The 13,851-nt window shown below is 73.6% G+C and carries 15 protein-coding genes and 1 tRNA gene; 8 read left to right on the forward strand and 8 right to left on the reverse strand.

From position 1 onward, the window contains the following. The first annotated feature begins 183 nt into the window (after nt 1-183). On the forward strand, nt 184-609 hold the full coding sequence (locus tag MICAU_RS05125; protein ID WP_013284228.1) for a hypothetical protein: 426 nt from the start codon (nt 184-186) through the stop codon (nt 607-609). A 40-nt stretch (nt 610-649) separates the two neighbouring features. Beyond that, nucleotides 650-1,594: a hypothetical protein gene (locus MICAU_RS05130; RefSeq protein WP_013284229.1), complete on the forward strand. Its 945-nt coding sequence runs from the start codon at nt 650-652 to the stop codon at nt 1,592-1,594. Nucleotides 1,595-1,597: 3 nt separating this feature from the next. On the opposite strand, the gene mdlC is transcribed toward MICAU_RS05130, so the two are convergent. Then, nucleotides 1,598-3,190 carry a benzoylformate decarboxylase gene (mdlC, locus tag MICAU_RS05135; protein ID WP_013284230.1) on the reverse strand — a complete coding sequence of 531 codons (1,593 nt, stop codon included), beginning with the start codon at nt 3,188-3,190 and terminating at the stop codon, nt 1,598-1,600. Nucleotides 3,191-3,299: 109 nt separating this feature from the next. Further along, nucleotides 3,300-4,100: an S-methyl-5'-thioadenosine phosphorylase gene (locus MICAU_RS05140; RefSeq protein ID WP_013284231.1), complete on the reverse strand. Its 801-nt coding sequence runs from the start codon at nt 4,098-4,100 to the stop codon at nt 3,300-3,302. 149 nt (nt 4,101-4,249) lie between these two features. On the opposite strand from MICAU_RS05140, the gene MICAU_RS05145 reads away from it, so the two are divergent. Together MICAU_RS05145 and MICAU_RS05150 are read left to right on the forward strand one after the other, a co-directional pair. Further along, a complete protein-coding gene (locus MICAU_RS05145) occupies nt 4,250-4,840 on the forward strand; it encodes a YqgE/AlgH family protein (protein ID WP_013284232.1) in 591 nt (196 codons plus the stop codon). Nucleotides 4,841-4,928: 88 nt separating this feature from the next. Next, nucleotides 4,929-5,001: transfer RNA gene (locus MICAU_RS05150), tRNA-Ala, on the forward strand. A gap of 96 nt (nt 5,002-5,097) precedes the next feature. Here MICAU_RS05150 and MICAU_RS05155 read toward each other — a convergent pair. Both MICAU_RS05155 and MICAU_RS05160 read right to left on the reverse strand, forming a co-directional pair. Next, a complete protein-coding gene (locus MICAU_RS05155) occupies nt 5,098-5,229 on the reverse strand; it encodes a hypothetical protein (RefSeq protein WP_041798816.1) in 132 nt (43 codons plus the stop codon). Nucleotides 5,230-5,303: 74 nt separating this feature from the next. Further along, complete coding sequence (locus MICAU_RS05160) at nt 5,304-5,993, reverse strand: TetR family transcriptional regulator (RefSeq protein WP_244879722.1); 690 nt, start codon at nt 5,991-5,993, stop codon at nt 5,304-5,306. On the opposite strand from MICAU_RS05160, the gene MICAU_RS05165 reads away from it, so the two are divergent. Then, nucleotides 5,992-6,390, forward strand: a complete 399-nt coding sequence (locus MICAU_RS05165) for a VOC family protein (protein ID WP_013284234.1) — start codon at nt 5,992-5,994, stop codon at nt 6,388-6,390. The genes MICAU_RS05160 and MICAU_RS05165 overlap by 2 nt on opposite strands. 21 nt (nt 6,391-6,411) lie before the next feature. On the opposite strand, the gene MICAU_RS05170 is transcribed toward MICAU_RS05165, so the two are convergent. Further along, complete coding sequence (locus MICAU_RS05170) at nt 6,412-6,897, reverse strand: anthrone oxygenase family protein (protein WP_041799175.1); 486 nt, start codon at nt 6,895-6,897, stop codon at nt 6,412-6,414. A 70-nt stretch (nt 6,898-6,967) separates the two neighbouring features. Between MICAU_RS05170 and MICAU_RS05175 the strand changes: the two genes are divergently transcribed. Together MICAU_RS05175 and MICAU_RS05180 are read left to right on the forward strand one after the other, a co-directional pair. Then, nucleotides 6,968-7,912, forward strand: a complete 945-nt coding sequence (locus tag MICAU_RS05175) for an AraC family transcriptional regulator (RefSeq protein WP_083791303.1) — start codon at nt 6,968-6,970, stop codon at nt 7,910-7,912. Further along, a complete protein-coding gene (locus tag MICAU_RS05180; protein WP_013284237.1) occupies nt 7,909-8,250 on the forward strand; it encodes a VOC family protein in 342 nt (113 codons plus the stop codon). Before MICAU_RS05175 ends, MICAU_RS05180 begins: the two co-directional genes overlap by 4 nt. 18 nt (nt 8,251-8,268) lie before the next feature. Here MICAU_RS05180 and MICAU_RS05185 read toward each other — a convergent pair whose 3' ends face one another. Together MICAU_RS05185 and MICAU_RS05190 are read right to left on the reverse strand one after the other, a co-directional pair. Then, nucleotides 8,269-9,336 (reverse strand): glycerophosphodiester phosphodiesterase family protein, encoded by a 1,068-nt coding sequence (locus MICAU_RS05185; protein WP_013284238.1) that lies wholly within the window; start codon nt 9,334-9,336, stop codon nt 8,269-8,271. 154 nt (nt 9,337-9,490) lie between these two features. After that, nucleotides 9,491-11,797: a DUF4153 domain-containing protein gene (locus MICAU_RS05190; protein WP_013284239.1), complete on the reverse strand. Its 2,307-nt coding sequence runs from the start codon at nt 11,795-11,797 to the stop codon at nt 9,491-9,493. Between the two features lie 155 nt (nt 11,798-11,952). Between MICAU_RS05190 and MICAU_RS05195 the strand changes: the two genes are divergently transcribed. Further along, complete coding sequence (locus MICAU_RS05195) at nt 11,953-12,849, forward strand: lytic polysaccharide monooxygenase auxiliary activity family 9 protein (protein ID WP_013284240.1); 897 nt, start codon at nt 11,953-11,955, stop codon at nt 12,847-12,849. Nucleotide 12,850: 1 nt separating this feature from the next. On the opposite strand, the gene mgrA is transcribed toward MICAU_RS05195, so the two are convergent. Then, on the reverse strand, nt 12,851-13,840 hold the full coding sequence (mgrA, locus tag MICAU_RS05200; RefSeq protein ID WP_013284241.1) for an L-glyceraldehyde 3-phosphate reductase: 990 nt from the start codon (nt 13,838-13,840) through the stop codon (nt 12,851-12,853). Between the last annotated feature and the right edge of the window lie 11 nt (nt 13,841-13,851).

The following is a 13,851-nucleotide window of genomic DNA, read 5'->3' on the forward strand; positions in this document are numbered from 1 at the left end:
CGCCCCGGTCCACCCGGACCGGGGCGCACAGTCGTCTCTGGGGCCGCCGTCTCTGGGGCCTGCGGGGCGGCTGGGGCCGGTGAGGCCCGAGAGGCAGATGAGGCGGCGCCGACCGCTGGACAGGCCCTCGAACCAGGTCCACCATCGCCATACGGGTTCGCACCCAGCAGCGGGAGGTGTCCCATGGTCACCAGTCCGATCCAGCAGCCGACCGCCGTGCTCCCGAGCGCCGTCGGTGACCTGCGCGCCCTCGGGCGGGCACCGGCCACCGGGCCGCGCTGGCGGGAGCGACTTCTCACCGATCTGGACCCCGTCCGGCGGGGCTTCACCGAACACGTCCGCGTCACCGAGGGAGTGGGTGGGCACTACGCCGACCTGGTGCGCGCCGCGCCACGGCTGGACCGGGGCGTACGCCTGCTGGTCGGCGAGCACGCCGCGATCAGTGCGGCGCTGGCCGCGCTCCAGCACGCCGTACGCCTGCCCGGGGTGTCCGCCGCGGAGGTGCGGGCCCGCACCCGCGACCTGGTGCGCGCGCTCGACCGGCACCGGCGGCACGGCGCCGACCTGCTCTGGGAGGCGTACCAGGCCGACCTCGGCGGCGAGGACTGAGCCGGGGGAACCGGTCGGGACGGGCAGGCGTCCAACCCGTATGCGTCGCGTGCTCGCCCTGCTCGGGATCCCGTTGCTGGCCCTCTCCGCCTGCGCCACGCCCGGCGCCGATCCGGGGACGGCCCCGCCCGCCGGCCCGGACCAGCGGCCCGCGTTCACCGAGCGGGCCGAGGAGGTGGCGGCGGGCTGGCGGCCCGGGCCGGGCTGGCGCGACGGGTACGTGCCGCTCCAGGACGCCACAGTGCTCACCGGCGACCCGGGCTTCACCGAGGAGACGAAGACGGCGTTCGGCGCCGGCTGGTACCGGGACCAGATCCCGATGCCGGCCGACGTGCCGAAGGACGGCACGATCCGGTTCCCCGACGGCACGCTGCGGGTGCCGCTGGTGAGCGCCGCCGACGCGTACGCCGAACTCCACCAGGGCGACCCGCCGCCCTGCGACGGGCGCCCGGCCGCACCGGACCCGGCACCGACCGGGCGGCCCGGCCCGAACGACCCGGTGTCGACCTCGGCGCCGGGCGCGTGCGTGGCGCTCACCGTGACCGGGGTACGGCTGGGCACCGCACCGGTCTGGACCAGCCGAGGGCGTGCCGAGGTGCCCGCCTGGCTGTTCACAGTGGACGAGCTGGCCGTACCCGTGGCGCGGATCGCTGTCGCACCGCGCGTGACCGGCCGGGCCCCCGGCGGCACGGTGCCTGCCCGGCCGCTCCCGGCGGGCCTGGTGTCCGCGCAGCAGCTGCGGGCGGTCGACGGCGACCGCATCGACTACCTGCTCGGCGTCGGCGCCTGCGACGGCCCGCCCACCCCGCTGGTGCTGGAACGGCCGGACGTGGTGGTGATCGGCGGCGCCGTCGTTACGCCCACCGGCCCCTGCACCGCCCAGCTCGTGATGAAGCCGGTGAGCGTCACGCTCACCGCCCCGCTCGGCGGCCGGGCCGTGCTGGATGCCGCCAGCGGCGCGCCGCTGACCGTCCGGCCCGGCTGAGGCTCACAGGATCCGCGGCACGTCGGTGCTGATCGGCACCGGCAGCACCGTCGGCCGGTCCGCGCCGAGCGCGGCGGCGAGCGCCGCACCGAGCCCGTCCGGCGTGGTCACCTCACCGGCGCAGCCGTAGCCGTGCGCCACCGCCGTCACATCCAGCCCGGGCAGGTCCAGCGCCGGCACACCAGGCGTGTGCTTCAGCTCGGCGAACGCCTTGAGGATCGCGTACTGCTGATTCACCGGGACCACGACGGCGAGCGGCAGGCGCAGCCGCGCCGCCGTCCACAGAGCCTGGACCGAGTAGTGGAACGAGCCGTCGCCGACCACCGCGACGACCGGGCGGCCACGCCCGGTGTCGCGTTCGGCGAGCGCCATGCCGACCGCCGCCGGCAGCCCGAAGCCGAGACCGCCGCTGGCCATCGTCAGGTACGAGCGGGGCCGCTCGATCGGCAGCCGGCGGCGCAGCGCGGCCAGGTTGGACGGCGACTCCTGCACCAGCACCCCGTCCGCCGGCCACGCGGCGGCGAGCGCGGCGAACAACGTGTCGGCGCTCGGCGGGTCGGCCGGCTCCGGCAGGGCCGGCTGCGGGCGCGGTGACGGCGCCGCCCGGTCGGTCGGCGGCAGCAGCTCGCACAGCGCGGCCATGGTCAGCCCGGCGTCGCCGAGCAGGCTCTCCCCGACCGGAGCGCGGGCCGCCTCGTCCGGGTCGTCGGTGACGTGCAGCAGCCGCGCGTCACCGGGCAGGTAGTCGCCCGGCACGTGCGGGTAGTAGCGGAACACCGGCGCGCCCACCACCAGCACCACGTCGTGGCCGCGCAGCGCCTCCGACAGCGGCCCGATCGCGTACGGCAGCACGCCCCGGAAGTGCGGGTGGCGCTCCGGGAACACGGCGCGCTCCGGCGCCGGGGCGGCCCAGACCGGGGCGGCCAGGTGTTCGGCCAGCGCGACCGCGTCCGGCCAGGCGTCCGACCGGTCCACCGCCGCGCCGAGCACCAGCGCCGGGGCGCGGGCGGCGGCCAGCGCGCCGGCGAAGCTCCGCAGCCGGTCCGGGTCCGGCGCGATCCGGGTGGCGACGGTACGCACCTGCGGCGGCGGGTCGGCCGGACGGTCCCAGTCGTCCATCGGCAGGGAGAGGAAGACCGGCCCGGCGGGTGGTTGCACCGCCGAGGCGTACGCCCGCATGAAGGCCGCCGGGATGTCCTGCGCGCGGGCCGGCTCGTGGGCCCACTTGACGTACGGCTGGGCCAGCTCGACCGCCCGGGGGCTGGCCAGGCGTGGCTCGATCAGCAGCATCTCGCGGGTCTGCTGGCCGGCGCTGACGATCAGCGGGGTCCGGTTGTGCCAGGCGGTGACCAGGTTGCCCATGCCGTTGCCGGTGCCCGGCGCGGTGTGCAGGTTGACGTGCGCGGGCCGGCCGGTGCCCTGGGCGTAGCCGTCGGCCATCGCGACCGCCGACGCCTCCTGGAGCGCGTGCACGTAGTGGAAGTCGTCCGGGAAGTGCTGGAGGAACGGCTCCTCGGTCGAGCCGGGGTTGCCGAAGACGGTGGTCAGGCCGAGCGCGCGCAGCAGGTCGTAGGTCGCCTCCCGCACCGTCGCCATCGCCGGCTGCCTCCGTTCCGCACGCGGATGCCGGAGCCGGCCCGGTGCCCAGTCTCCCGACCAGCCGAATCTATCGGGCCGAAGGCGACTTTTCGGGTGCTTCCCGCGCTCAGGGCAGCGGGAACGGCAGCTTGATCCCGTCCAGGGCGCTTCCGCACTCGCACTCCCGCTCGGTGGGCAGCGCGGCGACGGCGTCCAGCAGCAGCCCGCGCAGCCGGTCCGTGTTCTCCGCGAAGACGCGGAACACCTCCTCGTGGGTGACCGACTCGCCCGCCTCGACCCCCGCGTCCAGGTCCGTCACCAGCGCGATCGACGTGTAGCAGAGCGCCAGCTCGCGGGCCAGCACCGCCTCCGGGTGGCCGGTCATGTTGACGATCGTGCCGCCCATCGAGGCGAACCAGCGCGACTCCGCCCGGGTCGAGAAGCGCGGACCCTCGACCACGACGACGGTCCCGCCGTCCACCGCCGGCACGCCCCGACCGGCCGCCGTGTCCAGCAGCGTGCGCCGCCCGGCCGGGCAGTACGGGTCGGCGAACGACACGTGCACCGCGCCCCTGTCGTAGTAGGTCTGCGCGCGCCCGCTGGTGCGGTCGATCAACTGATCCGGCACCACGAACGTCCCCGGCCCCAGCTCCGGCCGCAGGCCACCCACCGCACAGGGCGCCAGCACCTGGCGTACGCCGAGCGACCGCAGCGCCCACAGGTTGGCCCGGTACGGGATCAGGTGCGGCGGGTACCGGTGATCGCGCCCGTGCCGGGGCAGGAACGCCACCCGGCGACCGCCCACCTCGGCGACCGTGATCGGGCCCGACGGCTCGCCGTACGGAGTGTCCACCACGTGTTCCACCCCGTCGAGCAGGGCGTAGAGCCCCGACCCGCCGATCACCGCCAGTTCGGCCTGCGCCGCCATCCGGCCCTCCCTCGATCCGTCGTGATCACCCGCCCGTCAGACCTTAACCAGCGGGCCGGACGCAGGCTATGGTGCGTGACATGGCGTTGACAGGGTGGACGGTCGACGGCCTCGGGCCCGTACGGGCGCGCGGCTGACGGGTGTCGGACATGCAGAGTGAGGGGCAGGCGATCGGTGGCCGAGCCATGGAGTCGATGACCGGACGACTGCTGGTCGCGACACCGGGGCTCAAGGATCCGAACTTCGACCGTACGGTCGTGCTGCTCGTCGCCCACGAACCCGGCGGCGCCCTCGGGGTGGTGCTGAACCGGGCCACCGAGGTCTCCGTGGCCGACGTGCTCGGCGACTGGAGCGACCTCGCCCGCGACCCGGCAGTGCTGTTCGAGGGCGGCCCGGTGCAGCCCGACTCCGCCATCTGCCTGGCCCGGATGCGGCACCCCGTCCGGCCGGTCAAAGGCTTCCACCGCGTCTCCGGCGCGGTCGGCACCATCGACCTCTCGGTCGACCCGGAGAAGCTGCGCGAGGCCATCGGCGGCATCCGGGTGTTCGCCGGCTACTCCGGCTGGGGTGCCGGGCAGGTGGAGCGCGAGATCGAGGAGGGCTCCTGGTTCGTGTTCGACGCGCTGCCCGGCGACGCCTTCGTCGACCGGCCGGATGATCTCTGGCCGATGGTGCTGCGCCGGCAGGGCGGCATGCTGGCCGCGGTGGCCCACTTCCCGCCGGACGTGGCGCTGAACTGAGCCGGGTGCGGGTGACCCCGCGAGATGACCATGCCGGGCGGCGTGTGTATAGTTCTGTCCGTGCCCGGGCGACCGGGGACGACCGCAAGGGGCCGTGGCGCAGCTGGTAGCGCACCACACTGGCAGTGTGGGGGTCAGGGGTTCGAGTCCCCTCGGCTCCACCCAAGCGAAAAGCCCTGGTGAGAGATAATGCCTCCCACCAGGGCTTTTGTCATTCGTCGATTTCTCGGGTCGCAATGTGCCAGACCCGTGCCAGATCAGGCGCTGAGCTTGCCTCGCGCCTCTTCGATCAGGGCGTCCAACGCGGCGGCGATGGCGTGATCGCGGTCACGGGTCGCGTGCTGGTAGATGATCGCTGCCCGGGTGCTCGAATGGCCGATGCGCGCCATCAGTTCTTTGAGCGTCGCGCGGCTCTGTGCTGACCATGTGCTGCCGGTGTCACCTTCGAAGGCCGCACCACCAGCTAACCGTGCCGGACGGGTGCGGTGCGCGGCCCGCGGAGGCACTGAAGCAGGCGCAGCAGATCGGGCCACGTCTCGACCAATGCGGCGTCCCGGTCCGGGGCTTCGGCGATCCGTAGCACTGCCTCGTTCATCGCGCCGGAGAGCAAGGTGGCAGTTGCCTCGGGCGAGTTGACCTCAAGGTGCCCGGCTGCTGCCAGCGTGGCCACCGCCTCGGCCAGGTGGTGCCCGGAAGCGGCCGCGTCCTGGCTGCGCCACGTGCGCCAACCCATCACCGCGGGCGCGTCGACCAGCAGGATCCGCCGGTGTGTGTCGTCGACACTGGCGGTGAGGAACGCCCGGCAGCCGGCGACCAGGCCGTCCCATGGATCGGCGACCGCTTCGGCAGCGCTGGCGACCGCAGCGGCGACCCGCTGTTGCGCGGCGGCTGCGACGGCTTCGAACAGGTGCTGCTTGTTGCGGTAGTGATGGTAGACCGCACCCCTGGTCACCTGGGCTGCGGCGGCCACCTCCTCCAAGCGGACGGCCGTGTAGCCGCGTTCGGCGAACAGGGCAGTCGCGACGTCCCGGATGCGCCGGCCGGTGATCTCGCTCTGCTCCTTGGTGGCTCGCGCCATGCCGCACTCTTCCTTTACATGCTCCGTGTATGTATATTCCTTTACCTGCACAGTGTATGTAAAGGAGTTCGCCATGACACTCGCCAGCTCGTACCCGGTCCTCATGACGACCGACGTGACCTCGGCTGCGGCCTTCTACCGCGAGCACTTCGGGTTCCAGCCGACCTTCGAGACGGAGTGGTACGTGAGCCTGCGCCGCGACAACTGGGAACTGGCGGTGCTGGACAGCAGCCACGAGACCATCCCGGCGGCCTACCGCGGGCCGGTCGCCAGTGGGATGCTGCTCAACCTGGAGGTGGACGATGTCGACGCCGAGTGGGAGCGCCTGCGGCACCTGGAGGTCGTGCTTCCCGTCCGGACCGAAGAGTTCGGACAGCGGCACTTCATCCTCGCCGGCCCGGACGGTGTCCTGATCGACGTCATCACCAACGTGGAACCTGCGGAGGAGTACGCGGACAGGTTCATCTCCTAGCATCTCGCAGGCAAACGGCGCTCAAGCGGCGCGGCCCGCGAGCACCAACGCCCAGCACAGCGCGCCGAACCCGGCCGTGCTCGCCAGCGTCCGCACCACGTTCCAGGTGACCCAGGCGGACTCGAAGCGCTCCCGAGCCGCAGCGAGATCGGCGGAACCAGCCGCCGCGAGCGCATCGTTCAACGGCACGTTCACCGCCACGGTGACGACCAACATCACCAGGTACAGCGCGAGCCCGGCGACGATCCACGGCAGCGCCGGCCGGGCCGCTCCGCGCCACGCCAGCACCGCCGCGAGCGCGGCCAGCACCGGCGTACCCAGGAACGCCAGCAGGAACCAGCCGTTGACGATGGTGACGTTGATGCGCTGCATGGCGTCCACGAACGTGCGGTCCTCAGCGCCGCGCAGCGCCGGCATCACGGCGTACGCGAATGCGGCGAACAGGCCCGCCATCAGCCCGGCCCCGACTGTGGCGCCGGCCAGCGTCAGTTGTTGTACGAGTCGCATGTCCTCATCGAACCGCCGCGCGGTGAGACGGCCCATGGCCAGGACGCGCGATCCTGTGTTCAATCGTCTCGTGGACGCCGTTTCCGGTCTGCTCGACGGTCCCCGTGCGCGGGGCGCCTTCCTGCTGCGTTCGATCCTCACCCCGCCCTGGTCGATGCTGATCCGGGACGAGGCGCCGCTCACGCTCGTCGCCGTGGTGCGGGGCGACGGCTGGATCGTGCCGGAGGAGGGCCGGGCCGCGCGGCTGACCGAGGGTGACGTGGCGATCGTGCGCGGGCCGGGCCCGTACACGGTGGCGGACGACCCGGCCACGGCGCCGCAGGTGGTCGTGCACCCGGGCCAGCGCTGCACCACTCCCGACGGGCGCGAGCTGTTCGCGATGACGCGGTGGGGCGTACGCACCTGGGGCAACGGGCCGGACGGCCGGACCGTGCTGCTCACCGGCACGTACCCGGTGCGGGGCACCGTCGGGCGGCGGCTGCTGGACGCGCTGCCGCCGCTCGCGGTGGTGCGGCGCGAGTCCTGGGACACGCCGCTGGTGCCGCTGCTGGCCGCCGAGATCGTCAAGGACGATCCCGGCCAGGAGGCGGTGCTGGACCGCCTGCTCGACCTGCTGCTCATCGCCGCGCTGCGGGAGTGGTTCGCCCGGCCGGGCGCCGCCGCACCTGCCTGGTACCGGGCGTACGCCGATCCGGTGGTCGGCCGCGCGCTGCGCATGCTGCACGACGACCCGGCCCGGCCGTGGACGGTGGCATCGCTCGCCGCGGAGGTGGGGATGTCCCGGGCGGCGGTGGCCCGGCGGTTCACCGCGCTGGCCGGCGAGCCGCCCATGGCGTACCTGACGGGCTGGCGGCTGGCGCTCGCGGCCGATCTGCTCCGCGAGCCCGGCGCCACAGTCGGCGCGGTGGCCCGGCGGGTCGGCTACGGCAGTTCGTTCGCCCTGAGTGCGGCGTTCAAACGCCGGTACGGCGTGAGCCCGCGCCGGCACGTCGACCCGGATAGATTGGCCGGATGACTGTCGACCTGTTCGCCGGCGTCCCGGTGCGCGATCTCGCGGTGGCGACGGACTGGTACGAGCGGCTGTTCGGCGCACCGCCGCAGTTCCGGCCAAACGACAGCGAGGCGGTGTGGGAGCTGGCCGAGCACCGCTACCTCTACGTCGACGTGCGGCCCGAGCACGCCGGTCACGCCATGCAGACGGTCTTCGTCGACGACCTCGACTCCCGCGTCGCGGCGATCACCGCCCGTGGTCTGACGCCGACAGCGCAGGAGACCTACGACAACGGGGTCCGGAAGGTGATCTTCCATGACCCGGACGGCAACGAGATCGGCTTCGGCGGCGGCCCGGCCTGACCGGGCCGCCGCCGGACCTCAGCGCGCCCGGTACGCCTTCGGCAACCGCATCCCGCGCTCGGCCATGAGCTGCCGCACCCGGTTCGGGTAGTCGGTGATGATCCCGTCGACGCCCATGTCCATGAGCGCCGCCACTGTGGGCATGTCGTCGCAGGTCCAGGGGATGACCTTGAGCCCCCGCGCGTGCGCGTCGGCGATCATCCGGCGGTCCGGGTAGAAGCGGAAGTTCGGGTCGGCGATCGTGCCGTTCTGCGGGAACCCGTAGTTCGGGGACAGCGCGGTCACGCCGGGGGTCGCGGCGGCGGCCCGGACGAAGTCGCCACCGAAGTCGTCCACGTCCAGCCCGCCCAGCCACGGCGACGCGCCCGGCTTGCCGACCTGGAGGAAGTCGTAGTTCGTCAGCGCCACGAGCGGCCAGCGCGGTGCGAGCCGGTGCATCTCCCGCAGCGCGCCCCAGTCGAAGGACTGGATGGTGACCTGCCGCTCGATGCCCGAGCGCCGGATCTCCTCGAAGACCCGCCGGACGAACAGCTCACGCGGCGCGGTCTGCTCGGGCGCGCCCGCCTCCACCTTGGTCTCGATGTTGAGCGTGATCCCGTGCGCGCGGTAGCGCTTCACCAGGTCGAGCACGTCGCGCAGCTCGGCCATCCGGACACCGGCGATCTGCTCCTGCTCGGGGAAGCCGGGCAACTGCTGGTAGCCGCAGTCCATGGTCTTGATCTGCGCGAGCGTGAGGTCCTTGATGTACTTCCCGACGTACGGGTAGGCCGGGTCGCCGGGCCGCACCGGGGCGGTGTCGCGGCACTTCTGCGCGCTGACCTGCCGGTCGTGCGTGACTACCACCTTCTCGTCCCGGGTGACCTGGGTGTCCAGCTCCAACGTGGTGACGCCGAGGCGCATCGCCTTGGCGAACCCGGCGAGTGTCTCCTCGGTGGTCATCCCGATGCCGCCACGGTGGGCCTGAAGGTCGAAGTGGGTCCGCTGCGGCGGTACGCCGGGACGGTCGGCCGGACCTGCGTGGGCGACGCCCGGCACGGCGAGCACCGCGCCGGCGACGAGTGCCGTCACGAGCTGACGGGTGGACATGGAGAAACCTCCGCTACCTCGGTTGTCGTTCGCGCAGCCGAAGCTAGGTGCGGAGTCGGTGCCCGCCGTGGCGTCGAGGTGAGGAGCGGATGAACGGTCGCCGGACGGCTGCCGGTGGGCCGGGCCGCGGTCGTCCGCGGCCCGGCCTGCGACGTCAGCGGGGACGCCGCGTCTTCGGCAGGTCGAACTGGTCAGCCCGTCGGCAGTCCTTCGGACCGCCGATCGCCTGCGGGCCAACCTCGTCGAGGGCCTTACGGGCGCGCTGGCGGCCCAGGTTCCAGGCGTACCAGGGGTCGGGCTCGGCGAGGTCGTCGGCGATCCAGCTCAGCGTGCACCGGCGTACCGGGTCGGGGAGCTTGGCAAGCGCCGGGGTGGCGTCGGCGGACAACGCCCGCAGGTACCAGGCGTCGATCTTGCCGGTCTGTTCGTACCGCAGCGTGTTGCGGCGGGCGACGTAGTCCTCCGGGTTGAGCACGGCCAGGCCGAGCAGCATCGCCACGGCCAGCGCGAGCGTGGTGCCGGGAATCCACCGGCCCCGCCACTTGACGCCGGCCGCGATGATCATCAGGAAGACCGTGCCGAGCAGCATCTCGAACGCCATCACGAAGATCCGCTCGCCGGTGAAGCTGTAGACCTTCTGGTACGTCCACATCCGGGACAGCGCCGACGCCACGATCACCACGCTCAGCGCGCTGATCAGCCCGAGCAGCACGCGCAGCATGATCCGCTCGACCGGCCGCTCCCGGCGTGCCCAGCGGCTCACCCCGCCGAGCACCGCCACGGTCAGCAGCGTGACGAAGAGCAGCTGCCAGAAGCCGCTACGCGCGTACTCGGCGTAGCTGAGCCCGGCGACCCGCTGCACGTGCTGCTGCCCGCCGAAGAGCGTGGTGAACTGCACCACCACGAACCCGGCGAACAGCAGCGTGAGCGCGCCGATGGCCGGGGCCCACTCCAGCAGGCCGAGACGGCGCTCACCCTCGCGATCCAACGTGGACAGGTCGGGTGGCGCGGCGAGCGTGTAGAGCGCGGCGACAGCGATCAGCCCGCCCACCACTGCGAGGAACAGCCAGCCGAACACCGTACCGAGGTTGATCTCGGGGACGAGCGAGCCGAGCGCCTCGGAGAACGCCGCGTCGGCCGACGCGAGCAGGCTGCCGAAGACCACGAGCACCACGACCGTGGCGACCACCGAGACGGTCACCTTGCGTACCGTCGCCTCCTGCGGCGAGGCGGTGATGTGCCGGCGTACCCATGGCAGGCCGCGCAACGCCGCGAACGGCGTCGCCACCAGGCCGAACAGGACCGAGCGCACCAGCCGCCCGCCGATGATCGCGAGGGTGGCGCAGCCGAGCGCGCCGAGCACGCAGAACGTCACGAGCCACCAGGCGTTGCGGAACGCCGGCACGGCGATCAGGGCCAGCGCGGCCGCCGCCCACCCGGCCCGGATGAGCTTGTCGGCGCGCGGCAGCTCCGCGGTCTTCGACCGGACCGCCAGCACCACCGCGAGCGTGAGCGTGAGCCACCCCAGGAACCAGCCGACGCCGACGCGGCCCAGCGGCACGAAGACCGCGCTGCCGACCGCGGCGGCCAGCACCGCGAGCGGCACGGCCCGCCCGGTCGCTGCCTTCGGGCCCGGCCACCGCGCGCCGAGGAACGAGGTCCGCGGCACCTGAGGTCGCGGCGCCCACGTCGGCGCCTGCGGGTGCCCGCTCCACCCCATTCCGGGGTACGGCGGCGCGGGCACCGGCCCACCGCCGTGCGGAGGCGGCGTGCCCGGAGCACGTTGCGCACCCGGCGCGGACGGCGGCCCGGAGCCCGGCTGCGTGCCCGGCGCTGCCGATGACCCGGAGGCCGGCTGCGTGCCCACGGGAGCGGCAGGCGTCTGCGAGGCCCTCGCCGGGTCTGAGGTCGCGGAAGTGGCCGTCTGCGGAGCGCCGTCGCCGGGACGCGCGCCGGCCTCACCGGAGCCGGCCGTGGCCGCCCCCGCTGCGTCGGCGCTCGCGACGGACGGCTTCGAGCCGGCCGCCTGGGTGGTGCCCGGAGCGGCGTCCGGCGGGGCGGCGACGGCCTCTCCGCCCGTCGGCCGGTCGGCCGGTGCGGCGGCGGGCTTTCCACTACCTGTCGCTGCCGTCGCAGCGCCCTCCTGCGGGGAGCGCTCGGCGGCGGGCGCTGTGGCCTGGGCGGGCACCGCCGCCGCAGGCTGGCCGGTCGCCGTTTGCTGGCCGGTCGCCGGGACCAGCGGGAGGAACAACGCGTACCCCTGGGTGCCGGGTGGCACGGTGACCGGAATCGCCCAGCCGGGCTGCCCCTCGGCGCCCGGCCAGGGCACCGGCGCGGGAGCGCCCTCCATCGTGGGCAGGACCAGCAGGTACGGCTGTGCGGGGGCGGGGACGTCGCCCGGCGCGGGCCCGGCCGCGGGGGCGGCGCGGGACGGCTCGGGGGACGGGGCCGGCTCGGACAAGGGACGCTCCTCGATCACAGGGTTTCGTCACTGTAGGGCCCATCAGGTGTCCGTCGCCGCCCCGGTTGTCCGTTCGGTCATGCCGCCCCGGCCGATCGGCGTGGATCGAACCTTTGGCGGCTCGCGGCCGTACCAGTGCGCGGGAGGTCGATCACATGGCCGCACGTCGCGCGCTCGCCGCGCTCGCCGCCGTCGCCGCGACGGTGCCGCTGACCGCCGCGCCGGCCGCGGCGCACGGTGCGCCGACCAGCCCGCTGAGCCGGGCCGCCGCGTGCGGGCCCGAGGGTGGCCGGGCGCAGACGCCCGCCTGCCGGGCCGCGGTCGCCGCCGGAGCGGCGGTACGCGAGTGGGACAACATCCGGGTGGCGCGGATCGACGGGCGGGACCGGGAACGCATCCCGGACGGGGAGCTGTGCAGCGGCGGGCTGTCCGCGTACCGGGGACTGGACCTGGCGCGCGCCGACTGGCCCGCCACCACGCTCACGGCCGGTGCCCGGCACACGTTCCGTTACCGCACCACCATTCCGCACCGGGGCACGTTCCGGTACTACGTCACCACCGGCTCGTACTCGCCTCGGCGCTCGCTGACCTGGGCGGATCTGGAGGAGAAGCCGTTCCTTCAGGTCACCGACCCGCCGATCCGCGCGGGCGCGTACGAGATGCGGGGGCGGCTGCCGGCCGACCGTAGCGGCCGGCACATCGTCTATGTGATCTGGCAGAACTCGGACACCCAGGACACGTACTACTCCTGCTCGGACGTGATCTTCCGGGCGGCACGCGGTGCGTCGGACCCGCCGTCGGCAGCGCCGAAGGCGAGCGCGTCGCCCCCGCGTACCCTCGCCGTTCCGGCGGCCGACGACGAGCCGGCGGTGCCGGTCGCGACGGTGACCGACGGCGGACCGCTGTCCCGGCCGCTCCTGGTCGGCGCGGCGGCGCTCGTCGTCGCGCTGCTCGCGGCGGCGGTGGTCGGACTGCGACGGACCGGCGGGCCGCCGCCCGGGCGGCCGTGCGGTGTCCGCAACCACCGCGCCGGGCGGCGCCGCATCTGGTGACTCAGCCGAGCAGGCGCTCGATCTCGGCCAGGTCGTCCCCGGCGAGGTCGAGGTTGTTCAGCGCGGCCACGTTGCCCTCCAGCTGCCCGACGCTGCTCGCGCCGATGATGAGGCTGGTCATGCGCGGGTCGCGCAGCGCCCACGCCAGGGCGAGCTGGGCCAGGGTCTGCCCGCGCCGCTGCGCCACCGCGGCGAGCCCTCGGACCGTCGCCATCGTCTCGTCGTCGAGGTCGCTCTCGTTCAGGAAGACGCTCGTGCGCACCCGGGAGTCGGCCGGGATGCCCTTCAGGTAACGGTCGGTGAGCAGGCCCTGGGCGAGCGGGCTGTACGCGATGCAGCCGGCGCCGACGCTCTCCAGCGTGTCCAGCAGGCCGTCGCTCTCCGTCCAGCGGTTCATCATCGAGTACGACGGCTGGTTGATCAGCAGCGGCGTGCCCAGGTCGCGGAGGATCGCCGCGGCCCGCTCGGTCTGCTCCGAGTCGTAGTTGGAGATGCCCACGTAGAGTGCCTTGCCGGAGCGGACGATCGCGTCGAGCGCGCCCATCGTCTCCTCCAGCGGAGTCTCCGGGTCGAACCGGTGCGAGTAGAAGACGTCGACGTAGTCCAGCCCGAGGCGGCGCAGCGACTGGTCCAGCGACGAGATCAGGTACTTGCGCGAACCCCACTCGCCGTACGGGCCGGGCCACATCAGGTACCCGGCCTTGCTGGAGATCACCAGCTCGTCCCGGTACGGCTTCAGGTCGGTGGCGAGCAGCCGGCCGAAGTTCTCCTCCGCCGAACCGGGCGGCGGGCCGTAGTTGTTCGCCAGGTCGAAGTGGGTGATGCCGAGGTCGAAGGCGCGGCGGACGATGTCGCGCTGCCGCTCGAAGGGGCGGTCCGGTCCGAAGTTGTGCCACAGGCCGAGGGAGATGACAGGCAGCTTCAGCCCGCTGCGGCCGGTGCGCCGGTAGATCATCTCGTGGTAACGGTCGTCGCTGGCGAGGTAGGTCACCAGGCCATTCT

Origin of the sequence: Micromonospora aurantiaca ATCC 27029, assembly GCF_000145235.1 — a bacterium.
GTDB classification, from domain to species: Bacteria; Actinomycetota; Actinomycetes; order Mycobacteriales; family Micromonosporaceae; genus Micromonospora; species Micromonospora aurantiaca.